This is a genomic window from Arthrobacter yangruifuii (assembly GCF_009192775.1).
In the GTDB taxonomy this organism is placed as follows: domain Bacteria; phylum Actinomycetota; class Actinomycetes; order Actinomycetales; family Micrococcaceae; genus Arthrobacter_B; species Arthrobacter_B yangruifuii.
Genome location: NZ_VTFX01000001.1, coordinates 60,313 through 81,820 on the forward strand (window position 1 = coordinate 60,313; position 21,508 = coordinate 81,820).

The 21,508-nt window shown below is 65.8% G+C and carries 20 protein-coding genes; 10 read left to right on the forward strand and 10 right to left on the reverse strand.

From position 1 onward, the window contains the following. The first annotated feature begins 61 nt into the window (after positions 1-61). The 5 genes from pta to GD627_RS00380 all read left to right on the forward strand — a co-directional run bounded on the left by pta (position 62) and on the right by GD627_RS00380 (position 6,813). Complete coding sequence (pta, locus tag GD627_RS00360) at positions 62-2,134, forward strand: phosphate acetyltransferase (protein WP_152270905.1); 2,073 nt, start codon at positions 62-64, stop codon at positions 2,132-2,134. Then, positions 2,135-3,280 (forward strand): acetate/propionate family kinase, encoded by a 1,146-nt coding sequence (locus tag GD627_RS00365; RefSeq protein ID WP_152270906.1) that lies wholly within the window; start codon positions 2,135-2,137, stop codon positions 3,278-3,280. A 124-nt stretch (positions 3,281-3,404) separates the two neighbouring features. Further along, positions 3,405-3,878 (forward strand): hypothetical protein, encoded by a 474-nt coding sequence (locus GD627_RS00370; protein ID WP_152270907.1) that lies wholly within the window; start codon positions 3,405-3,407, stop codon positions 3,876-3,878. Between the two features lie 190 nt (positions 3,879-4,068). Beyond that, positions 4,069-5,256, forward strand: a complete 1,188-nt coding sequence (locus tag GD627_RS00375) for a zinc-dependent alcohol dehydrogenase (protein ID WP_152270908.1) — start codon at positions 4,069-4,071, stop codon at positions 5,254-5,256. A 210-nt stretch (positions 5,257-5,466) separates the two neighbouring features. Next, the gene (locus tag GD627_RS00380; RefSeq protein WP_194265912.1) at positions 5,467-6,813 is read left to right on the forward strand and encodes an MFS transporter; all 1,347 of its coding nucleotides are present in this window, start codon (positions 5,467-5,469) and stop codon (positions 6,811-6,813) included. Between the two features lie 11 nt (positions 6,814-6,824). Here the strand turns inward: GD627_RS00380 and GD627_RS00385 are convergent, their stop codons facing one another. The 3 genes from GD627_RS00385 to GD627_RS00395 are packed head-to-tail and all read right to left on the reverse strand — an operon-like array spanning position 6,825 to position 9,607. Further along, positions 6,825-7,349, reverse strand: coding sequence for a metallophosphoesterase family protein (locus tag GD627_RS00385; RefSeq protein WP_152270910.1), 525 nt, complete (start codon positions 7,347-7,349; stop codon positions 6,825-6,827). A gap of 3 nt (positions 7,350-7,352) precedes the next feature. Further along, positions 7,353-7,748 (reverse strand): DoxX family protein, encoded by a 396-nt coding sequence (locus GD627_RS00390; RefSeq protein ID WP_146359441.1) that lies wholly within the window; start codon positions 7,746-7,748, stop codon positions 7,353-7,355. Beyond that, positions 7,745-9,607, reverse strand: a complete 1,863-nt coding sequence (locus GD627_RS00395; protein WP_281349944.1) for a glycoside hydrolase family 15 protein — start codon at positions 9,605-9,607, stop codon at positions 7,745-7,747. Before GD627_RS00395 ends, GD627_RS00390 begins: the two co-directional genes overlap by 4 nt. A 167-nt stretch (positions 9,608-9,774) precedes the next feature. Between GD627_RS00395 and GD627_RS00400 the strand changes: the two genes are divergently transcribed. Next, positions 9,775-11,034 (forward strand): DUF445 domain-containing protein, encoded by a 1,260-nt coding sequence (locus tag GD627_RS00400; RefSeq protein WP_425481865.1) that lies wholly within the window; start codon positions 9,775-9,777, stop codon positions 11,032-11,034. Positions 11,035-11,103: 69 nt separating this feature from the next. On the opposite strand, the gene GD627_RS00405 is transcribed toward GD627_RS00400, so the two are convergent. From GD627_RS00405 to GD627_RS00415, 3 genes are all read right to left on the reverse strand, one after another. After that, positions 11,104-11,844 carry a hypothetical protein gene (locus GD627_RS00405; protein ID WP_152270912.1) on the reverse strand — a complete coding sequence of 247 codons (741 nt, stop codon included), beginning with the start codon at positions 11,842-11,844 and terminating at the stop codon, positions 11,104-11,106. A 138-nt stretch (positions 11,845-11,982) separates the two neighbouring features. Continuing rightward, positions 11,983-12,252, reverse strand: coding sequence for a GlsB/YeaQ/YmgE family stress response membrane protein (locus GD627_RS00410; protein WP_152270913.1), 270 nt, complete (start codon positions 12,250-12,252; stop codon positions 11,983-11,985). Positions 12,253-12,413: 161 nt separating this feature from the next. Then, positions 12,414-13,046, reverse strand: coding sequence for an alpha/beta hydrolase (locus tag GD627_RS00415; RefSeq protein ID WP_152270914.1), 633 nt, complete (start codon positions 13,044-13,046; stop codon positions 12,414-12,416). Positions 13,047-13,291: 245 nt separating this feature from the next. Here GD627_RS00415 and GD627_RS00420 point away from each other — a divergent pair, with 245 nt between their 5' ends. Genes GD627_RS00420 through GD627_RS00435 form a run of 4 tightly spaced genes read left to right on the forward strand, consistent with a single transcriptional unit; the run spans position 13,292 to position 18,593 of the window. Then, a complete protein-coding gene (locus GD627_RS00420; protein ID WP_152270915.1) occupies positions 13,292-14,350 on the forward strand; it encodes a 1-phosphofructokinase family hexose kinase in 1,059 nt (352 codons plus the stop codon). Next, complete coding sequence (locus tag GD627_RS00425; protein WP_152270916.1) at positions 14,350-16,530, forward strand: PTS fructose transporter subunit IIABC; 2,181 nt, start codon at positions 14,350-14,352, stop codon at positions 16,528-16,530. The genes GD627_RS00420 and GD627_RS00425 overlap by 1 nt, the downstream gene beginning before the upstream one ends. A 31-nt stretch (positions 16,531-16,561) precedes the next feature. Beyond that, on the forward strand, positions 16,562-18,262 hold the full coding sequence (gene ptsP / locus GD627_RS00430) for a phosphoenolpyruvate--protein phosphotransferase (protein WP_152271692.1): 1,701 nt from the start codon (positions 16,562-16,564) through the stop codon (positions 18,260-18,262). Between the two features lie 52 nt (positions 18,263-18,314). Further along, positions 18,315-18,593: an HPr family phosphocarrier protein gene (locus GD627_RS00435; RefSeq protein ID WP_152270917.1), complete on the forward strand. Its 279-nt coding sequence runs from the start codon at positions 18,315-18,317 to the stop codon at positions 18,591-18,593. Positions 18,594-18,793: 200 nt separating this feature from the next. On the opposite strand, the gene GD627_RS00440 is transcribed toward GD627_RS00435, so the two are convergent. The 4 genes from GD627_RS00440 to GD627_RS00455 form a co-directional block, all read right to left on the reverse strand. Continuing rightward, on the reverse strand, positions 18,794-19,531 hold the full coding sequence (locus GD627_RS00440) for a hypothetical protein (RefSeq protein WP_152270918.1): 738 nt from the start codon (positions 19,529-19,531) through the stop codon (positions 18,794-18,796). After that, the gene (locus tag GD627_RS00445) at positions 19,528-20,253 is read right to left on the reverse strand and encodes a helix-turn-helix domain-containing protein (protein ID WP_152270919.1); all 726 of its coding nucleotides are present in this window, start codon (positions 20,251-20,253) and stop codon (positions 19,528-19,530) included. The genes GD627_RS00440 and GD627_RS00445 overlap by 4 nt, the downstream gene beginning before the upstream one ends. 162 nt (positions 20,254-20,415) lie before the next feature. Beyond that, complete coding sequence (locus tag GD627_RS00450; protein WP_194265913.1) at positions 20,416-20,715, reverse strand: GNAT family N-acetyltransferase; 300 nt, start codon at positions 20,713-20,715, stop codon at positions 20,416-20,418. A 49-nt stretch (positions 20,716-20,764) separates the two neighbouring features. Next, the gene (locus GD627_RS00455; protein WP_152270921.1) at positions 20,765-21,328 is read right to left on the reverse strand and encodes a hypothetical protein; all 564 of its coding nucleotides are present in this window, start codon (positions 21,326-21,328) and stop codon (positions 20,765-20,767) included. Between the last annotated feature and the right edge of the window lie 180 nt (positions 21,329-21,508).

Below are 21,508 nucleotides of genomic sequence, written 5' to 3' on the forward strand. Positions count from 1 at the left end.
CACTTTGCATGTTCCGGAAGTGGTGGACCTGGTCCTTCCCGGCAAAGAACGGATCACAGCTATGGCCCGTGGAATCTATGTAAGCGCCATGACGCCCGGATCCGGCAAATCCCTGATCAGCCTGGGACTTGCGGACATGCTGGGCAGGCATGCAGACCGGGTGGGCTTCTTCCGGCCCATCGTGGAGGGCGACGACCCGGCCCGGGACCCCATGCTTGAACTGATGCAGAGGCGCTTCAATCTGGATTCGTCCACCTGCCGCGGCGGCCTGACCCGCACCCAGCTGCGTGCCCTGCTTGTCGCCGGCGAGCGCGGGGAGGTTGATGCCCGCTGCCTCGCCGTCTACAGCGAGATCGCCGCGAACTGCGACGTTGTCATTGTCGAAGGCACCGACCTGTCCGGACACGACGTCGCCCTGGAGTTCGATCTCAACGCCCGCTTGGCCAACGACCTCGGCACCATGGTGCTGGCGGTCGTCAACGCCCAGGAAAGCACTACCGCGGAAACGGCTGACGCCGTGGACGTGGCCCGCCGCCAGCTCGCCGACGCCAAGTGCGATCTGCTGGCGGTAATGGTCAACCGTGCCGCACCGTCCGACGTCGAGTCCCTCACCGCGGCCATCCGGCCCGGACAGAGCGGCAGGCCGGTCTACGTCATCCCCGAGCAGAGCGAGATTTCCCAGCCGTCCATCGCCGAGGTGCGTGACGCCCTGCAGGCCCGCCAGGTTGCCGGCAGTTCCTCCATGGAGCGCGATGTCGCTGCGGTCAAGGTTGCCGCCATGACCGTCGCCAACTTCATCCCGCAGCTTTCGGACGGAACCCTGGTGATTGTCCCGGCCGACCGCGCCGATGTCATGGTGGCCACCCTTGCCTCCTCGTTCTCCTCCGACTTCCCCGTCGCCAGCGGCATGATCCTCACAGGCGGCATCGAGGTGGAACCGGCCATCCTGGGACTGCTGGCTTCGGCACCCTTTCCCGTCTTCGAAGTCACCGGCGATACATATACCACCGCACGGCGGGTCAGCCGGGTCCGCGGCGAGATTTCCAGCGGCAACCGGCGCAAGGTGGCAGCGGCCCTGGGATCCTGGTCCCGGCACGTGGATGAATCCGAACTGCTGGAGCGCCTGGCACTGCCCCGTCCGGCCACCACCACTCCGCTGCGGTTCCTCAACGAGCTGATTGTCCGGGCCCGTGCCAGCCGGCAGCGGATTGTTCTGCCGGAGGGACTGGACGTGCGCGTCCTGCAGGCGGCGGAGATCCTCAACCGGCGTGATGTCTGTGCCCTCACGGTGCTGGGACCGGAGATGCAGATCCGTGAACTGGCGGCCAGCGAGGGCATTGATCTGGGCAACATCAACCTCATCAACCCGGCCACCAGCGGACTGCGGGAGGAATTCGCCCGGGAATACGCCACCCTCCGCAAACACAAGGGTGTGACCCTGGAAGACGCCCACGAACGCATGCTTCAAGGGGCATATTTCGGCGCCATGATGGTCCAGCTCGGACGGGTGGACGGGATGGTCTCGGGCGCGGCCCACACGACGGCGAACACCATCCGTCCGGCACTGGAGTTCATCCGGACCAGGGAAGGCGTGAAAATTGTTTCGTCGGTGTTCCTCATGCTGCTTGAAGACCGCGTCCTGGTCTACGGCGACTGTGCGGTAAACCCGGACCCGGATGCCGAACAGCTCGCCGACATTGCCCTGGCGTCCGCCGCCACCGCTGAGCAGTTCGGCGTCACGCCGCGGGTCGCCATGCTCTCCTACTCCACCGGGTCCTCCGGGAAGGGAGGATCGGTGGAACGCGTGCGGAGCGCCACCGATCTGGTCCGCCGTGCCCGCCCGGATCTGCCGGTGGAAGGGCCCATCCAATACGACGCTGCGGTTGATGCCTCGGTGGCTGCGTCCAAGGCGCCGGGCTCCTCCGTGGCGGGCCAGGCCACGGTGTTCGTCTTCCCGGACCTGAATACCGGCAACAATACCTACAAGGCCGTGCAGCAGTCCGCGGGAGCCGTGGCCGTCGGCCCCATCCTGCAGGGCCTGCGCAAACCCGTCAACGACCTTAGCCGCGGCTGCACCGTGGAAGACATCGTGAACACCGTCGCCATCACCGCGGTGCAGGCACAGGAGGATTAAATGCTGGTTCTGGTCATCAATTCCGGTTCCTCGTCGCTGAAGTACCAGGTCCGCGAAACGGATAGCCAGGACCTGCTGGCGAAGGGCATTATCGACCGGATCGGGGAGGTGGTCCCTGACCACGCTGCGGCGCTGGAGGAACTCAGCGGCAGGCTTCGCGAGGAACTGGACGGGCGGACGATTGACGCCGTGGGGCACCGGGTGGTTCACGGCGGTGAACGGTTCAGCGAACCCGTGCTGATCAACAACGAGATAGTCCGCTCGATTGAACGGCTCAGTCCGCTGGCTCCCCTGCACAACCCTGCGAGCGCCATGGGCATTCGTGCGGTGCATGCCAAATGGCCGAAGATCCCGCAGGTGGCCGTCTTCGACACCGCCTTTCACCGCACCCTGCCCGAACATGCCTGGCGTTACGCCCTGCCGGACAGCCTGTACCGGCGTCACGGCATCCGCCGCTACGGTTTCCACGGCACCAGCTACGCCTACGTCGCTCCCGTGGCGGCCCGCTTCCTGGGCATCGACCCCGAAGAGTTCAACGCGGTCATCGCACACCTGGGGAACGGCGCCTCCGTGGCAGCCATCCAAGGCGGCAAAAGCATCGACACCTCGATGGGCTTCACACCACTGGAGGGGCTGGTGATGGGCACCCGCAGCGGCGATGTTGATCCGTCGATCCTCATTTTCCTGGCTCGGCAGGGGTACGACGCCGACACCCTGGATGACCTGCTCAACCGGGAATCGGGGCTGCGCGCGCTGGCCGGGGAGTCGGACATGCGCGCCATCGAAGAAGCCGCAGTCAACGGCAGCGAGCAGGCCAGGCTCGCCCTGGCGGTGGCTGCCTACCGGCTGGCCAAGTACATCGGGGCCTACCATGTGGCCGTGGGCGGCGCACAGGCAGTGGTCTTCACTGCAGGCATCGGCGAAAACTCCTGGGAGTTCCGCCGGCAGGTGGTGGACCAGCTGGGTCCGCTCGGCATCCGGCTCGATGCCGATGCCAATGCGGTCCGCGGCAAACAGGTCCGCAGGATCAGTTCCGCGGATTCCGCCATTGACGTGCTGGTGGCGCCCACGGACGAGGAGGAAGCCATCGCGGAGGCAACGGCCGCCGTCGTCGCACGCGCAGCGGACTCCGCCGCGTCCTTCTGAAGGACGGTTCCGGAGCCCACGCCCCCTAAAGAGCATCCAACCCGAGACAGCAGGACACCGGCGTTGGTACGGTGGCATACCCGGTCAAGCAGCGGCCGGAACAGCTTGTCGGTGTGGAGAAGTCATGGAAAATCCGCTGCGTGTTCTGGTCCGGATAGATACGCGGAATGCCGCCGCCTCAATCGAAGTCCGCGGTTCACTCACGGGCAACAGCTGCGGTTCGCTGCTGAATATCCTCCACCATACGGCCACCCTCGGGGCCGACATCTGCGTCAACCTCACGCGCACTGCACGGATCGAGGCCGCGGCATTGGAAGTCCTGGCCGACGCTGCGGGCAGCATTGAACGCTCCGCACCCGCCGATGAACCGCTGCAGGTGCACATTGAGCTTCCCGCCGGGGAAGGTTCCCTGACTGGGATTTCCGCCGGGCGCCGCCGGACGCTCCGCCAGGAACGGATGGACGGCAACGGTGCGCTGAATAACGAGGCTGCCCTGGACATGATTCTGCGCCGGGACCCGCGGGTCCTGGCCCGGCTCCAAAATACTGCCCCCAGGGACAAGGACGTCCCGGCGGCCCGCGGTGCCGTACCGCTGTAGCCCGTCCTGCCGCGCCGGACGCCCTAACGGGCCTGTCCGCCCCTGGCGTCCGCCCCTGGCGTCCGCTTCTGACGCTGCCGCGCGGTGCGCCTGAAGATTGCCGCAGGTTTTGTCAGTACGCTTATGAATTGACACTATGGGTAATAGTTCTTTCAACGCACTCAGCATGCAACCAGCAGGAGGATCGCACGTGAAAGCAGTTACATGGCAGGGAAAAAACTCCGTAAGCGTGGAGCAAGTACCTGATCCCACCATCCAGGAACCCACCGACGCCATCATCCGCGTCACTTCCACGGCCGTCTGCGGCTCGGACCTTCACCTTTACGGCGTCCTGATGCCGTACATGAAGGAAGGCGACATCCTCGGCCACGAGACCATGGGCATCGTCGAAGAGGTCGGCTCGGCCGTCACCAGCCTGAAGAAGGGTGACCGCGTGGTCATTCCCTTCCAGATCGCCTGCGGCGAGTGCTTTATGTGCCGCCAGGGCCTGCAGACCCAGTGCGAGGTCACCCAGGTCCGCGAGAAGGGCTCCGGCGCCGCGCTTTTCGGCTTCTCCGAGCTGTACGGCTCCGTTCCCGGCGGCCAGGCCGAGTACCTGCGCGTTCCGCTGGCCGACTACAACCCCATCAAGGTTGGCACCGAGCTTCCGGACCACCGCTACCTGTTCCTCTCCGACATCCTGCCCACCGCCTGGCAGGGCGTGCAGTACGCCAATGTGCCCGACGGCGGCACCCTGGCCGTCTACGGCCTGGGACCGGTGGGCCAGTTCGCTGCCCGCATCGGCACCCACCTCGGTTACCGCGTGATCGGCGTGGAGCCGGTTCCGGAGCGCCGGGCACTTGCTGCGCAGTACGGCGTCGAGGTGCTGGACCTGCATAAGGACGTCGCGGACGAGCTGCGTGAAATGACCGACGGCCGCGGCCCGGACTCGGTCGTGGACGCCGTCGGTATGGAAGCCCATGGCTCCCCCGCCGGCAAGGCCGCCCAGACCGTCGTCGGCCTGCTGCCGGACAAGCTGGCCCAAAAGGCCATGGAAACCGTCGGAACGGACCGCCTTTCCGCCTTGCACGGAGCACTCGACGCCGTCCGCCGCGGCGGCACCGTGTCCCTGAGCGGCGTTTACGGCGGCACGGCTGACCCGATGAACCTGATGGCCATGTTCGACAAGCAGCTGAACCTGCGCATGGGCCAGTGCAACGTCAAGCGTTGGACTGATGACCTGATGCCGCTGGTCGAGGATTCCGCCGATCCGCTGGGCGTGACCAACCTGGTGACCCACCAGGCCGGCCTTGAGGACGCCCCGGAGCTGTACGAAAAGTTCCAGAAGAAGGAAGACGGCTGCATCAAGGTGGTCTTCCAGCCCGGTCTCCAGAACTAACCGGCACAAGCATTACACCGAAGGCCGGAACCTGCCGCAAGGCGGGTTCCGGCCTTCGGTCGTACCCACCACCCTCCGTGCCATCCGGAGGCAGGAGCAGTGTAATTAGCCGCACACGGGTATGTGACCCTAGACTCGTTTAAGTTCTTTTATAGAACATCCGTTCGCACAGCGAACGAAACAAGAACAGCAAGAGTTAGGTACACCCCCGTGGATATCAAGGAACGCCTCGAAGCGGCCCCCATGAAGCGGCTGCAGATCGGCATCGTCGCCATCTGCATCGCCTTGAATATGATCGACGGCTTTGATGTCCTCGTCATGGCCTTCAGCGCCGATTCGATCAGCACGCACTGGGACCTCTCGGGTTCCCAGCTGGGGATCCTGCTCTCGGCCGCCCTGTTCGGCATGGCCGTGGGGTCCATCCTCGTGGCCCAGCTTGCGGATGTGATCGGCCGCCGGAAAATCATCCTGATCTGCGCCGCGGTGATTTCCGCGGGCATGTTCGCGTCCGCTTTCGCTCCCAGCTACATAGTGCTTTTTGTCCTGCGCTTCATCACCGGTGTGGCTATCGGAACCATGCAGGCCAGCCTGAACGTCTTTGTCTCCGAGTACTCTTCGGCCCGGCGCCGCTCCACGACCATCAGCTTCTACAGCGCCGGGCTTCCCATCGGCGGAGTGCTCGGCGGCATCATTGCCGGCATGCTGATTTCCGCCTACAGCTGGCATGCTGCCTTCCTGTTCGGCGGCGCGGTGACGCTGGCCATGATTCCCTTCATCCTGAAGTTCCTGCCCGAATCCCTGGATTACCTCATGACCCGCCGCCCGGCCGGTGCCCTGGAGCGGACCAATAAGATCCTGGCGCGCCTGGACCAGCCGCAGATCAGCGAACTGCCCCTAGTGCCCCGGGACACTGCCCTGACCGCCGGTGCGCGCTGGAAGGCCCTGTTCTCCTCCCGCTACGGAATCACCACACTGTTCCTTTCCATTGCCTTCATGATGCTGATGGGCGGCTTCTACTTCGCGAACTCCTGGACTCCGAAGCTGGTCAAGGCCAGCGGGTTCTCGGCGCAGGACGGCATAGACGCCGGCGTGCTGTTCAGCCTCGGCGCCGTCGCAGGCGCGGTGGCATTCGGCCTGATTGCCGCCCGGTTCGCCGTCAAATGGGTCCTGGTGGCCGCCTTTGTGCTCTCGGCCGCCGGGTTCGCCCTCTACGCGGTCTCCACGGGGACCCTGTCCACCGCCCTCGCGGCCGCTGCGCTGCTGGGCTTCCTGCTCAACGCCGGCATCGCCGGGATGTTCTCCATCGGCCCCGTCTACTATTCCTCGGACGTGCGGGCCACTGCGGTCGGGTTCATTACCGGAATGGGCCGGGTGGGTGCCATCATCTCGCCGATCGTGGCCGGTTCGCTGATCGACGGCGGCTGGGCTCCCGGCAGCCTCTACTTCCTCTTCATCATTCCGCTCCTGGTGGGCGCCGGCGCCATCGCAAGCCTGCGCAGCAGCAGCCGCCGGAAGGCGGCCGGCACGGTTCTGCGCAAGGAGACCGTCCCCGCGTAGGCCGGGACGGATTAGGCCCGGGGACGCCCGGTCTCCCGCGGTGGAAGCCGCCGGAGATCGGGCGTTATTGTTTTCCCGTCGATCTCCAGGCGCATGTAGGTGCAGAACGGCTGGCGGCGCCGGTCGGTCGGGGAACCGGGGTTCAGCAGCCGCATTCCGGCCGGCGTGCGTGAATCCCAGGGGATGTGGCTGTGCCCGAACACCAGCAGGTCGGTATCCGGGAATTCCATATCCATTCGTACTTCGCGTTTGAGTGCGGGACCGGTCTCATGCACGACGGCGAGCCGCACCTCCTCCACCACCGCCCGGGCGACCAGCGGCAGCCGGGACCGCAGGGCGGCGCCGTCGTTGTTGCCGTAGCAGGCAACCAACCGCCGGGACCGGTCCTCAAGCTGGTCGAGCAGGTCTGCGTCCACCCAGTCCCCGGCATGCACCACAAGGTCCGCGGCCTCGATGTCCGCCCACAGAACCTCGGGAAGCATCTTCGCCCGCTTGGGCAGATGGGTGTCGGAAAGCAGCAGGACCCTGGTGGCCATCCGTTATTTCCGCAGGTTCCAGGCCCAGAGGATCAGGGGCAGCTGAAGCGGAAGCCGCAGGCTGTGGATCATTTTTTCCTTGTCCCCGCCGCGGGGTCCGAAGGCACGCTGCAGGGCGGAAATATGCCCCGCGATGAAGGCAACATACATGGCCGCGGTACCCGTTGCCGCCAACCGCCGGGTAGCCGGCAGCAGCAGTCCGGCCGCGGCCGCGAACTCAATGGCTCCGCTGACGTGCGTCCACTGCCGCCGGGTCATCACACCGTATTTGCCCTCGGTATCGGTGCTGATGCTGCGCGGAACCACCGCGTTGTAAAAGCGGGGGTTGCGGAAGTGGTTGACGGCACTGGTGGTCAGCAGGGCCGCCATGGCGGCCGCCGAAAGCGTCTGTCGGTTCATCGGGTTCCTTCGGTTGGAGGTACTGCTGCCTGCCGGGGCGGCACGGTCGGTTGTTCTGCAGCGATGGCAACGGTAATCGCATCTGCTGCACGGACCAGGGCCAGGTGGGAAAACGCCTGCGGAAAATTTCCGGCCATTGCGGCGTTGTCTGCATCATATTCCTCGCTGAGCAGGCCAAGTTCATTGGCGTACCCCACCAACTGGTCCATCAGCTTCCGCGCCTGGGGCAGCCGGCCGGTGTGGGCGTACTGTTCCACCAGCCAGAAGCTGCAGGCCAGGAAGGGGTTCTCTCCCGGTGCCAGGCCGTCCACTCCCGTATCGGTGGCGTAGCGCAGCAGCAGTCCGGATCCGTTGAGCAGCTCCGATTCCAGCCGGGAAACGGTGGCCTCCATCAACGCGTCGTCGTAGGCAAGGAAACCCACCTGCGGCAGCTGGAGCAGGGAAGCGTCAACGGTGCCGCTGCCGTAGAACTGGGTGAAGGATTTCAGCTCCGGATCCCAGCCGCGTTCCATCACCTCCTCGCGAAGGCCGTCGCGCAGCCCTTCCCAGACTTCAACCGGGCCGTCCAGTCCGTGAATCCGGGCTGCCTTGGCAGCCCGGTCGAAAGCGGCCCACATCATGACCCGTGAGTGTGTGAAGTGCTGCGGCGTCCCGCGCATCTCCCAGATACCCCGGTCCGGTTCCTCCAGGTGCTTTTCCAGGAAGGTCAGCAGGGACCGCTGCAGCGGCCAGGAAAAATGGTCCTCGGGCACGCCGCGGTCCCGCAGCCGGTCCAGGGCCACCATCACTTCCCCCACCACATCCGCCTGGTACTGCCGCACCGCACCGTTGCCGATGCGGACGGGCGCTGCTCCGGCATAGCCGGGGAACTGCGGGAGGACCTGCTCGGGAAGTTCCCGCCCGCCGTCCACCGCGTACATGATCTGCAGGTCCTCCGGATCTCCGGCCACCGCACGCAGGAGCCAGCTGCGCCAGTGCAGGGCCTCATCCTCATAACCGTGGGTCAGCATGGCTTCGAGCGTCAGGGCTGCGTCCCGCAGCCAGCAGTACCGGTAATCCCAGTTCCGGTCCCCTCCTGCCGTCTCGGGCAGTGACGTGGTGGGTGCGGCGACAATCCCGCCGGTGTCCTCGTGGGTCAGGGCACGCAGGACCAGCAGGGAACGCCGCACCTCCTGTTCATAGGGAACGTTGGGAAGGCAGCGCCTGCCCCAGTCCTGCCAGTAGGTGATGGTCCTGGTCAGTGCGGCATCTACATCGATCCGGGGCGGCACGGGCCGGTGGGAGGGATACCAGGTGAGGTCCAGGTCCACACACTCCCCGGTCCGGACGGTAAACCGCCCAACATGCCGGTGGTTGTCCGCTTCAGGCAGGCTGGGTCCGCGAAGGACCAGGGCGCCGGGACCCGCTATGGCCGAAAGGTGCTCGCCGTCGTCGTCCCACCCCCGGAAAACCCAGGGGATGACCGTGCCGTAACCGAACCGGATTTCCAGTTCCTGGCGCATGTCCACGCTGCCGCTGAGCCCTTCGATCCGCCGGATAATTGACGCCCTCCGGTCCTTCACCGGCATGAAATCCGTAACCCGCACCGCACCGGAGGGTGTATGCCAATCCGTGCGCAGCACAAAGGTGGATTCCAGGTAGCTCCGGTGCGTGACCGCAGCGGCAGCATCATCCGGTGCCAGCAGCCATCGGCCGTGATCGCTGTTCCCGAGCAGCGCACCGAACACCGAGGGAGAATCGAACCGCGGCAGGCAGAGCCAGTCCATGCTGCCGTTCCGCGAGATCAGGGCTCCTGTGTGCAGATCGGAAACCAGCGCATAATCCTCAATGGGGGATGCCATGGCACTACTCAACCACACGGCCGCACAAGGGATGCGGGGGTCGTAGCGCGGCCGCGGCAATCACTGATTAGATTGGGGTGGTTCCGCGCGGAAGTCCAGGCAGCGGGACCGGCACCGGATTAGGGAGCGGTATTGAAACACGCGTCAACCTCGAAGATGTCCATGTCCGCGAAGGAGGTGCACGCGTGAGCGGTGTTGTCCCGCCTACTGACGAACAGCGCGCCTATGCGCTGCGCCGGATGAAGATGCTGGCCACCGGCCTGCTGATCCTGCTGGCGGTCATTTTCCTCTTCGCCTTCGCCCTGCAGGACAGATATCCCTGGCTGGAGTACGTCCGCGCCGCCGCAGAGGGCGGCATGGTCGGAGCCCTGGCGGACTGGTTTGCCGTCACTGCCCTGTTCAAGCATCCGATGGGCATCAAGATTCCGCACACGGCTATCATCCCGGAGAAAAAAGACCAGATCGGTGCGTCCCTGGGCCAGTTCGTGGAGGAGAACTTCCTGGCGGAGGAGATTATCCGGACCAAGCTCGACTCCATGCAGATCGCCGCCAAGGCAGGCGCGTGGCTGTCCCGCCCCGAGGGCGCCGACCGCGTGGCCACCGAAGGCGCGGCGGCAATCCGCGGAGCGCTGCGGGTGCTGGATGACGACGCCGTCCGGGATGTCCTGGAATCCATGTTCCGCCGGCATGTGGTGGATCCGCAGTGGGGGCCGCCGGCCGGAAGAATGGCCCAGCGGATCTTCGAGGAAGGCCATCACCACCAGCTGGTGAACCTGATTGTGGACAGCTTGACGGACTGGGTGCTGGCCAACCCGGAAGTGATCGCCCGCCTGGTCACCGAGCGTTCGCCGTCGTGGGTTCCCGCTTTCCTGGATGACCTGGTGGGCGACCGCGTGCAGGTCCAGGCGGAGCGGTTCCTGATCGATGTGCAGGAGAACCCCAACCACCAGCTGCGGGTGGCGTTGGACAACTACCTCACCGGGGTGGCCCGGGACCTCCAGGAGGATCCCAAGACCATGGCCAAGGCCGACGCAGTGAAGGAGCAGGTTCTGGATGACCCGCGCGTGCGCGAACTCATGACCTCCACCTGGACCACTATCAAGAACGCACTGATGACGGCCGCCGATGATCCGGACAGCGAACTCACCCGCAACTTCAAGTCCGCACTGCAGGACTTCGGGAACCGCCTGATCAACGAGCCGGACCTGGCGGCCAAGGTGAACGGCTATGTGGCGGATGCCGCGGGGTACCTGGTCCGCACGTACAGCAGGGATATTGCCGGGGTCATCACGGAGACCGTGGAGCGCTGGGACGCGCAGGAGACGTCCGAGAAGATTGAACTGCAGGTCGGAAAGGACCTGCAGTTCATCCGGATCAACGGCACCGTGGTCGGCTCGCTGGCCGGGCTGGCGATCTTCAGCGTCGCCACGCTGGTCTTCGGGTAGGAGCCCGACACAGGCAAAGGCCCGCCGGCTTCACTGCCGGCGGGCCTTTTCCGTTTGAGTCCCCGGGTCCTAGGCGGATTTCCCGATCTGGTCCAGCTCTCCGGCCAGCTCTCCGGGGATCGACGTCGGAGGTTCACCGAAGGCCGCCCGCGTTGCCTTGATGACCCCCTTGCCCATGGCATGGTTCCCGATCCCGCCGACGACGGCGCCCACGCCCAGCGGCAGGGCACGTCCCAGCATGGCGGTACCCTGGCGGGCCACAAAACGCTTCAGGAACTGCCTGCGTATGGAGCCCATCAGTCCCGAGGGCAGGTTGCCCAGACTGCTGCCCCAGGATTTCGCGGCGCCGCGCCCGGCGAGCTGCTGCATCATCGAGGTACCCTCCTCGCCCAGCATGACGGCCATGACCATGGTCCGGGACTTCTCCGGATCAGCCAGCCGCACTCCGTGCAGCTCCGCCACCGACTGTGCGTAGAGGGCCGTGGCCTCAAGGAAGCCGACCGTAGCTGCCGCCGACAGGCCCAGGGACGCGACAGTGCCGACGCCCGGAACCACGGCAGTGGCGCCGATGGCCGCTCCGCCTCCCGTTACTGCATTGAGATAGTGCCGGTCCAGGACCCGAATCAGTTCGGCCGCGTTGGCGGACGGGTTTTTGCGCTGCATCCTGCGGATATTGGCCAGGACCAGCGGCCGCTGGACTTCCACGGCGCGCTCAATAGCTTTCACCACCTGCGGCTTGGGCTGGCCGTCCGGGCCGAAGGTGGCCCGTCCAGCCAGTTTTGCTGCGGGATTGAACTTACGTCGCTTCACAGGAACTCTCCTTGGGGAAATCCGATGCCCGCTTCAACTCTACGGGGGCTTGTTAAAGCAAAGGGCGGGGTCCGGCGGAAAATTCCGTCGGGCCCCGCCCTCCAAATCACGACGCCGCATCAGCGGCGCCCATGCGCACTAGGCGCGGTTGCTGCTCTTGCGGGTTACGAAGCCGTAGATCACCAGAACGATGATCGAGCCAACGATGGCCACGAGCCAGGTCTGGATGGACCAGAAGTTCTCGAGGGGAACATCGAACAGAAGACCGCCGAGCCAGCCGCCCAGGAAGGCGCCGATAACACCAAGAACGAGAGTGGCGATCCAGCCGCCGCCCTGACGACCCGGAAGGATCATCTTGGCAATTGCACCTGCGATGAGACCAAGAATAAGGAACGCAATGAAACCCATTTGATTCTCCTTGCTGTGTGAGTGACAGTGAAACGCAGCTTTGTGGGCCGCGCTTTCTTCCAGACTACTTGATAAGCATGCTTAGGCAGTAGTTTCCCCGACAGTTTTCATCCGGCGCCGGGTGTGTTAGTTAGCGCGGGCGCGCGTTGGGACTCCCCGCGCTACGGCGTGTCGGTGGCAAGGTACCGGCGGAGGAACACCTCCACATCGGAGATTTCCCGGGCACCGATCGCATGCCCCATATCAGAGTACGTCCGCGCGGTGAGTGCGGTGTTTTCCTCCAGCCATTCCTGCGTGTGGGCCACCGCGTCGGCGTTGATGACCAGGTCCCTGCGGTCCCGGCCCCAGAAGAACGGCACCCTGACCGGCAGCGGTTCCGCGGCGGCCAGGAGATCATTGCGCGGAATCCAACCGGAGAGTCCCACAACAGCCCGGAAGTCCTGGGGCCGCAGCCGCAGGACAGTGGCGGCCATGGCCATTCCCTGGGAGAACCCTGCCAGCGAGACCCCGGTGAAACCGTATTCGGCCCGCATCCGGTCCAGCCGGGACAGCAGCAGCAGGGCGGATTCCAGCACCTCGCCGGTGTTGGAGTTCAGCAACGGGTCCAGCAGGAACCACCCGCTGGACCCGCCCACATCCAGGGGTCCCCGCATTGCAGCCCCCACGGCGGTGGCCGGCAGTGCGGCGAAGAGCCGCTCCATTGCCCGTTCCCCGGAGCCGTAACCGTGCAGCAGGACCACCAGTTCACGTCCCCGCCGCCGGTCTGCGGGCTCGGACCACGTCACGTTTTCCATCGGTTCAGCGTAGCGGTGCCTGCCGTTTGCTGGCTCCCGGGGCCGGGCCGCCCGGCGCCCATTGCCACGGGCACGGCACCAAAAGTAAAGTCGCATCAGCGCATAAACAGTGGCTTCCGCCACAGAACGCGGGTGTGCATGTATCCGAGCAGAAGCCACCAAGAGGACCGGGAACCGCACCGTCAAGCTGTTCCAACCCCAAGACCGGCCGGTCCCGACGGGCCCGGCCTGGACGGATCCCTTTTATGATTCTCACTCTCACTGCTAATCCCAGCCTTGACCGCACCGTTTCGCTTCCCGGCAGGCTCGAGCGCGGTGCCGTGCAACGGGCCGTGGCCGCCGGGGAAGAACCCGGCGGCAAGGGCGTGAACGTATCCCGGGCACTCACTGTCTCCGGCGTCCGGTCGATGGCCGTCCTTCCAGGCGCTGACTCGGATCCGGTCATGGCCGGACTGCGGCTTGCCGGAGTCCAGTATCTGAACCTTCCCATTGAGGCACCGCTGCGCAGCAACATCACGCTCACCGAGCCGGACGGCACCACCACCAAGGTCAATGCGCCCGGTCCGGCGCTGAAGCCGGTGGAGCAGGAAGCCCTGATCACTCTGTTGGTGGGAGCCTGCACCGCGGCCGGTGCAGGCTCCGTGTCCTGGCTGGTGCTGGCCGGATCCCTGCCTCCCGAGGTGCCGCCGGACTTTTATGCTTCCGTGGCGCATGCCGTGAGGGATCGGCTCGGGGATCAAGCTCCGCGCATAGCCATCGATTCCTCCGGCCCGCCCCTGATGGGGGCCCTGCTGCACGGAGCGGCGCCGGACCTGCTCAAGCCCAACGCCGAGGAACTCTCCGAGGCCGCGGGGTTCTCCTCCGAAGAGGCACTCGAAGCGGATCCGCTCCTGGCGGCACGCGCTGCGGGGATGCTGATTGAGCGTGGCGTAGGGGCGGTCCTGGCCACACTGGGCGCCAAGGGAGCACTCCTGGTCAGCGCCCGGGGAAGCTGGTTGGCCACCCGCCCGCCGGTGCAGGCCCGGTCGACGGTGGGCGCCGGGGATTCAGCCCTGGCCGGATATCTCCTGGCCGAGGTTGCCGGGGGAGCGCCGCCGGATTGCCTGCGTCAGGCAGTGGCCCACGGGGCCGCTGCGGCCTCCCTGCCGGGGACCACTGTTCCCGCCGTGGCGGCAACCGATCCCGGAGCGGTAACCATCACTCCGCTTGGCGGACCAGGCGGCACAGACAGCACCACGCCCGGCACTGCGGCGGCCGGAAGTGCCGCCCCTGCGCCGTCCCTGTCATCGAAGGAGGAAAGCTGATGTCGGACCTCATCACGCCGGATCTTGTCACGCTGGACAAGGATCTCGGTACGGACAAAAGCGCGGTTATCGGCCATTTGGCCCGGAGAGTGGTGGGCGCCGGCCGGGCAACCAGCTACGAGGACCTCTACGCAGACGCCATGGCGCGCGAGTCGAAGACCGCCACCGGAGTGCCGGGCGGCATTGCGATTCCGCACTGCCGGTCCGCGGCCGTCACCCGGCCCACGCTGGCCATGGCCCGGATCCGGCCGGGCGTGGACTGGGGCGCCAAGGACGGGCCGGCGGATATTGTCTTCTTCATTGCCGCTCCGGAGGGTGCGGACCAGGAGCATCTCCAGCTGCTTGCCAAGCTGGCCCGGTCCCTCATCCGCAAGGACTTCACCGCGTCCCTGCGCTCAGCGGATACCCCCGAGCAGATCGTGGAACTCGTTGATGGCGCCCTCGGGCTCGGCCCGGCACCGGCAGGTGCGGGGACGGGAAGCTCCGGGGCAGCAGGGCCGGCCACCGGCGCCACAGCGGCTGGTGCTACTGCGGCTGGTGCTACCGCCGCCGGATCCGCGGCCGGTTTCGAAGGCGGCCGCGGGCCGGAGGGTACGGACGACGGCGGACACGGAGCCAATGCTCCCGCCTCCGCGGGAGGCACCGGGGCCACCGAGACAGACACATCCAGGTCCCGCCACATTGTTGCCGTCACCGCCTGCCCCACCGGCATTGCGCACACCTACATGGCGGCGGATTCCCTGGCCGCAGCTGCAGCCGAACGCGGTGTTGACCTGCAGGTGGAAACGCAGGGATCAGCCAAATCCACCCCGCTGGACCCCTCGGTGATCCAAAATGCGGAGGCGGTGATTTTCGCCGTCGACGTCGATGTCCGGGACAAGGGCCGCTTCGCGGGGAAACCCCTGATCAGCGGGCCGGTGAAACGCGGGATCGACGAGCCTGGCGTCATGATCGACGAGGCCCTCCGGGCGGCCAAGGACCCCAACGCCCGCCGCGTGTCCGGCGGCTCAGGCGGTGGAGAGAATGAAGGTGGCGGCTCCGCCTCCGGCGGGGAAGGCTTCGGCGGACAGCTCAAACGCGCGCTGCTGACCGGTGTCAGCTACATGATTCCATTTGTGGCCGGCGGAGGCCTGCTGATTGCCCTCGGGTTCCTGCTGGGCGGTTATGAGCTCTCGCTGTCGGTTGACGACGTGGCTAACGGCGACCGGATGCTGGACGGAACATCGGTCCTGAATCCGCCGCCCGAGGGATTCGTCGCTTATCTGGGTGCCGTGTTCTGGAAGATCGGCAACCTTTCCCTGGCTTTCCTGGTGCCGGCCCTCGCCGGGTACATTGCGTATGCCCTGGCGGACCGCCCGGGCATCGCACCGGGCTTTACCGCGGGTTCCGTGGCGGTGTTCATGGACGCCGGCTTCATCGGCGGCATCATTGGCGGCCTGCTGGCCGGTTACGCTGCCCGGTGGATCGGTTCCTGGAACGTACCGTCGTGGATGCGCGGGCTGATGCCGGTGGTCATCATCCCCCTCCTGGCCTCCATCATCGCCTCCGGGCTGATGATACTGGTGGCGGGCGGGCCCATTGCCGCCCTGACCCTGGCACTGAACAACTGGCTCACCGGCCTCACCGGAGTGGCAGCCATCGGATTGGGAGTCATCCTCGGCCTGATGATGGGCGCGGATCTGGGCGGCCCCATCAACAAGGTGGCGTACGCGTTTGCCGTCGCGGGCCTCGGCGAAGGCACCTTCGAAAACCAGGTGCCGTGGGAGATCATGGCAGCCGTCATGGCCGCCGGTATGGTCCCGCCGCTTGGCATGGCCTTTGCGTCCACGGTGCTGGCAAAGAACCAGTTCAGCATGGCCCTGCGCGAGAACGGAAAGGCGGCGTGGCTGCTGGGTGCCGCCTTCATCTCGGAGGGCGCCATCCCGTTTGCCGCCGCCGACTTCTTCCGGGTGATTCCCTCCACCATGCTGGGCGGCGCCGTTGCCGGTGCCATCTGCCTGGGAACCGGGGTAACCTCGCAGGCACCGCACGGAGGAATCTTCGTCTTCTTCGCCATCGGAAACCTCCTGATGTTCATTGTGGCCATCCTGGCGGGGGCAGCAGTTACCGGCTTCGTCTACGTGGCCCTGAAACGCTATGTGAAGCCGCGGAAAAAAGTGGAGGAACCAGCTATTGCGTGAGCCCACGTTGACGAAGAGGAAGGCTTAGATGATGCGGACCATCCAGGGAATCGGAGTCAGTGCCGGCCGGGTACTAGGCCCCTCGCGCCGGATGCCTCCCCCCGTGCCCGAGCCCGACCCCGAGGCGAAACCGGCCCCGGGCAGCACCGTGGACGGGGAGAAGGCCCGGCTCAAGGATGCCGCTGAGGCAGTGCGGGAGGATTTGAAGCACCGGGCGGAAACTGCTTCGGGAGACGCGAAAGCGGTGCTGGATGCGACGGCCATGATGGCATCCGATCCGATGTTGCTCAAAGCGGCGGGCAAACACATCAACGCAGGCATGTCCACGGACCGCGCCATCTGGGAGGCGGGCATGGAGGTTGCGGCCATGCTCCAAAGCCTGGGCGGTTACATGGCGGAACGGACCCAGGACGTACTTGATGTCCGTGCCCGGATTGTGGCAGAGCTCAACGGACTGCCGGCACCGGGAATTCCGGCGTCCGATGTTCCTTTCATCCTCACCGCCGTGGAGCTGGCACCCGCAGACACCGCAACACTGGACCCGGCCATGGTGATCGGGCTGGTCACCAGCGAGGGCGGCCCGCAGTCCCACACCGCCATCCTCGCCCGTTCCCTGGGCCTGCCCGCGGTGGTGGGGGCGCCCGGTGCGGACGAGGTGCCCGACGGGGCCGAAATCTATCTGGACGGCGCTTCCGGCACCGTGGTGGTGGAACCCGGCAGCGGGGAACGCGACGCGGCGAACAAGTATGCCGCCCGCTCCTCCCTCCCGGCGTTCAACGGATCCGGGGCAACCTCCGACGGACACCATGTCCCGCTGCTGGCCAATGTTGGCTCCGGAAAGGATGCCCGGGCCGCGGCGGAAGCCGGGGCGGAGGGAATCGGCCTGCTCCGCACGGAGTTCTGTTTCCTCGGCCGGGACACGGAACCCACCATTGAGGAACAGGTAGCCGCCTACGGTGCCGTCTTCGAAGCATTTCCGGGCCGGAAAGTGGTGATCCGGACCCTCGACGCCGGCGCGGACAAGCCGTTGCCGTTCCTGACGGATGCCACGGAGCCCAATCCGGCACTGGGCGTCCGCGGGTTCCGGACGGACCGTACCTCCCCCGGTGTCCTCGCCCGCCAGCTGGAGGCCATCGCCGCGGCGGCCGGCGCCCACACCGCCGACGTCTGGGTGATGGCACCCATGATTTCCACGGCCGAGGAAGCGGCTGATTTTGCCGTCATGTGCGCCGGGGCCGGGCTTGGCATGCCCGGAGTAATGGTGGAGGTGCCGGCCGCGGCGATCATGTCCGAAGCCGTCCTGTCCCGGGTGCGGTTCGCCAGCCTGGGGACAAATGACCTCACGCAGTACACCATGGCTTCGGACCGGCAGCTGGGTTCGCTGGCGTCCCTGAACGACCCGTGGCAACCGGCGGTGCTGCAGCTGATTTCCGCCACCGTTGCCGGCGCTGCACGCGCCACGGCTCTGGAGCCGGCCTCCGGCGCCCGGACGGTGGGGGTCTGCGGTGAGGCCGCTGCGGACCCCGCACTCGCCGTCGTTCTCGCCGGGATGGGCGTCAATACGCTGTCCATGACTCCCCGGGCGCTCTCCGGCGTCGGCGCCGTCCTGGAATCCGTGACCCTGGAACAGGCGAAGGAGCTGGCCTCAAGGGCACTGGCGGCGCACACTGCCGCTGAAGCACGGACCATTGTCCGCAGCCGCCTTCCCATCCTTGAACAACTCGGCCTGTGACCGAAGGCGGCCGGGACGAATCCAGCAGAGCTACCCATGGAAGGAAACGAAAATGGCAGAACGCAAAGCCACAGTGGCCAGTCGGGTTGGACTCCATGCCCGGCCGGCATCGATCTTCGCTGAAGCGGCGGCGGCCCAGCCGGTTGAGGTGACCATAGCGAAGGAAGGGGAACCGGCAGAGGAAGCGATGGATGCCTCCAGCATGCTTTCCCTCATGAGTCTCGGCGCGTCACACGGAGATGTAGTGGTTCTGCGTTCGGACGACGAGGGTGCCGACACTGCGTTGGAAGAACTGGCGAAGATCCTCGAAACGGACCTTGACGCCACCTAGCCACGGCCAGCGGAGCCGGGCATTCATCCGTCCGCTGAATGCCCCGGCTACGGGCTGGAATGACAAATGGAAATGACGAAGCCAACGGCAATGCCGTTGGCTTCGTTGTAGCATCACGCTGACCCCCCACAGGCAGCGGATGCTACATATTCATTATTCTGGCACACGCGCATGAAAATGTGAACAAATTTACCGAATCGTCATCTGGCGAATGTGTGCGTCAGCGGCGCGTTCTTTGTTTTTCTTTTCGACGTCGTCCGCTGGGCACCCAGCAGGACCAGCCCCACCGTCACGGCCGTGAGCGCCGAATAGGGAACAAAGTGATCCCAGGGATCCACATCCAGCGGCGTCAGGTCCTGAATGGCGTAGAGCACCGAGCCGACGAGGCCGATACCCAGCAGCCCCGAACCCAGGCGGATCAACAGGGGCCGGCGTCGGTGTGCTGCACTGGCAAAGGCGGGGGCGATGAGACAGGCGGCGATGTATGCCGGATAGGCCCGGGCGAGAATCCCGTAAAGACCAACCGGCAGTTGCTCGCCGTAATCGCGCAGTCCCGGAGAAGAAACCGGCATGTCCGCTAAACAGAAGAAGACAACCGTTAGCACCGCTACCGATGCCAGGACGCAGATACCGATGGGCCCGCGGATAAGCGCGGCCGCCCCGGCAGCGCGGAATGCCGCCGCGGATTTGATCCCGATAATAAGCACGAAACCGTACAGGGCGAACCGGATCACCAGATTGGCAAGGTTCATTCCGCCCAAAACGCTGTCCACCGCGAGATACACCGAAGATATCCCCAGGGCGATCGCCGTGGTAAGCAGGACCAAGGCCCAGAAAATCAGCGGGTTGCGTCCCTTAATTGCCAGCGGCAGCCGGACCGCGGCTGAGATGCCCGCCACCGACAGCGCGACGACTTGAAAAGCCAAAGCAGCATTCATCCCAGGTTCTCCAAGAGCAATAGTTCGTTTTCCTGATCATGTTCGAACTTTCGTATCTGCTTCCCCACCCCGTCGAGGCGGTCCCTGGCCAGGAATACGAGCTCGGAATCCGACAGCGCCCGCAGAGCCGCCAGCTGACCGTCCTGGGGCCACCCCGCCTCGTCGGAAGTTATCAGGCCGGTGGCGACGAGGCCTCCGGTCAGTGACACACCGGCCAGCCGCGCTGCCTCCACCGCCAGCTCGGGTGCGAGGCGTCCGGCGAGGAGCTGGGCCGAGATATTCTGCGGCGCCACACCCGTCGCCGCGCTGAGCCGCTGGCGCAGGTCACCCGGGTCTACGGCTTCAAACCAGGAGCGGATGGCATTGGCGTGGGGGAAACGCACCAGGTCCGGGTAGTCCTGCCTGTCCGTCGGCTGGGACCGGTGGAGAATCATCTGCAGGATGCAGATATAGGAAACCTGGCTCAGCAGTTCCGCAGCGCTTGGCCGCCACGGTCCGCCCAGCAGATCGGAGTACTCCTCGAAATCGGAAAGGGCCTCCACCGGGTTCTTCCCGTAGGCGCGTGCAACCCGGACCACGGTATCCTCGGAGACTTTGCCACGGACAATCTGCTGGCCCAGCGTGGAGCGCTTGATGCCCGTCCGGCGGCAAAGATCGGCATTGGATTCCCCGGGAGCCGCCGCAGTGCGCCAATTCTGGAAAGACCTGGCAGAAACCGCCAACTTTTGGCCCCCCCCTCGATTGGATTTAGCCGGACACATGGAATTATACTGATGGAACTGGCTTCCCCTTCTGCGTTCCCCCCATATGCAGAGCGGGAAGCCAGCTTCAATTAAGGCGCGTTTCCCGGCCGCCCTGCCCGTGAGGACGCTGCGGGCCCGCCGTCAGTCCTGCGGCCATGACACGTGATGGCTGTATTCCGGGTGTTTTTTCAGGTACGCAGCCATGTAGGAGCAGTACGGCTTGATCCGCCCTCCGCCGCTGACAATGTCCTCCACTGCGTATTTTGCCAGGCGGGAAGAGTAGCCCTGATGCCGGTAATCCGATTCCATCTCGGTATGGGTCAGCGCCACGGAATCCGAGTCCTCCTCGTATTCGGCAATCCCCACAAGTGCGCCGTCCAGCCGCAGCTCGTACCTGCCCAGTCCCTCGTTGCGTGAGATGCGGATGTCTTTGCTAGTCATGGGCAGAGACTGCCACGCATTTCCCCGGCGGTCCAGCGGTACGCGGCGCTTATGCAGCGCGGCCGCCGCCGGCTGCTTCTTCCGCACTGCGGAGCGAATCCTCCAACGCCGCGACTGCATCCGCATAGGCCGCCGCCTCCGCTGCGGTGGCTGCTTCCGGCCTCAGTTGTTCAGCGGCCTTTAAGGCCCGGATGAAATTCCGTGTTTCCGGCGCGCCCACGTCGAGCAGCTGCGGGTGCTCCGCCGCCAGCCAGGGGTCCAGCTCATAAGCGCTCCAGCGGGCCATGACATCACGGTGACGGGTTGCTGCGGCAGTGACAGCGGCCTCCAGTTGCCGGCGCTCACGGTTCCGGCGTCGGCGGCGGTCGCGTCCCACGGTCCAGAACGACGCCGCCAGGGCGCCTGCCACCACCACCAGACCGACAGCCGCCGATCCGGCGGGCGTGGCGCTCACGGCCCAGGCAGCGGTCAGGAGAACAGCCAGGAACCCGGTCAAACCGGCCCAGAACAGGCCTTCACCGTCCCGGGTCCGCAGGGCCCGGTCTATCCCGGCAGCAGCGGCAGCCAGCACCGTCACCAACAGCAACAGCGGAAGAACCACTGAAAAAACCATGCCTGTTCCTCCCCCGATGACTTGCCCGCCTGCTGCATCGCTGACTCCATTGCACCGAACCGCGCCGCAAAGGTCAATGCCGTCGCCGTCCGCTCCGCACGGCCGGGCAGGGCCATAGCAAGTATGCTGACCTCTGGATTTATTCCATCTGCCCGCCGAAAAAGCGCCCTGTAAGGAAAG

Excerpts from the sequence above, each read along its gene's own strand:
- pta (WP_152270905.1), top strand. The coding sequence starts at position 62 with ATGGCCCGTGGAATCTATGTAAGCGCCATGACGCCCGGATCCGGCAAA.
- GD627_RS00365 (WP_152270906.1), top strand. The coding sequence starts at position 2,135 with ATGCTGGTTCTGGTCATCAATTCCGGTTCCTCGTCGCTGAAGTACCAG.
- GD627_RS00370 (WP_152270907.1), top strand. The coding sequence starts at position 3,405 with ATGGAAAATCCGCTGCGTGTTCTGGTCCGGATAGATACGCGGAATGCC.
- GD627_RS00385 (WP_152270910.1), bottom strand. The coding sequence starts at position 7,349 with ATGGCCACCAGGGTCCTGCTGCTTTCCGACACCCATCTGCCCAAGCGG.
- GD627_RS00390 (WP_146359441.1), bottom strand. The coding sequence starts at position 7,748 with ATGAACCGACAGACGCTTTCGGCGGCCGCCATGGCGGCCCTGCTGACC.
- GD627_RS00410 (WP_152270913.1), bottom strand. The coding sequence starts at position 12,252 with ATGGGTTTCATTGCGTTCCTTATTCTTGGTCTCATCGCAGGTGCAATT.
- GD627_RS00415 (WP_152270914.1), bottom strand. The coding sequence starts at position 13,046 with ATGGAAAACGTGACGTGGTCCGAGCCCGCAGACCGGCGGCGGGGACGT.
- GD627_RS00420 (WP_152270915.1), top strand. The coding sequence starts at position 13,292 with ATGATTCTCACTCTCACTGCTAATCCCAGCCTTGACCGCACCGTTTCG.
- GD627_RS00425 (WP_152270916.1), top strand. The coding sequence starts at position 14,350 with ATGTCGGACCTCATCACGCCGGATCTTGTCACGCTGGACAAGGATCTC.
- ptsP (WP_152271692.1), top strand. The coding sequence starts at position 16,562 with ATGCGGACCATCCAGGGAATCGGAGTCAGTGCCGGCCGGGTACTAGGC.
- GD627_RS00435 (WP_152270917.1), top strand. The coding sequence starts at position 18,315 with ATGGCAGAACGCAAAGCCACAGTGGCCAGTCGGGTTGGACTCCATGCC.
- GD627_RS00440 (WP_152270918.1), bottom strand. The coding sequence starts at position 19,531 with ATGAATGCTGCTTTGGCTTTTCAAGTCGTCGCGCTGTCGGTGGCGGGC.
- GD627_RS00450 (WP_194265913.1), bottom strand. The coding sequence starts at position 20,715 with ATGACTAGCAAAGACATCCGCATCTCACGCAACGAGGGACTGGGCAGG.
- GD627_RS00455 (WP_152270921.1), bottom strand. The coding sequence starts at position 21,328 with ATGGTTTTTTCAGTGGTTCTTCCGCTGTTGCTGTTGGTGACGGTGCTG.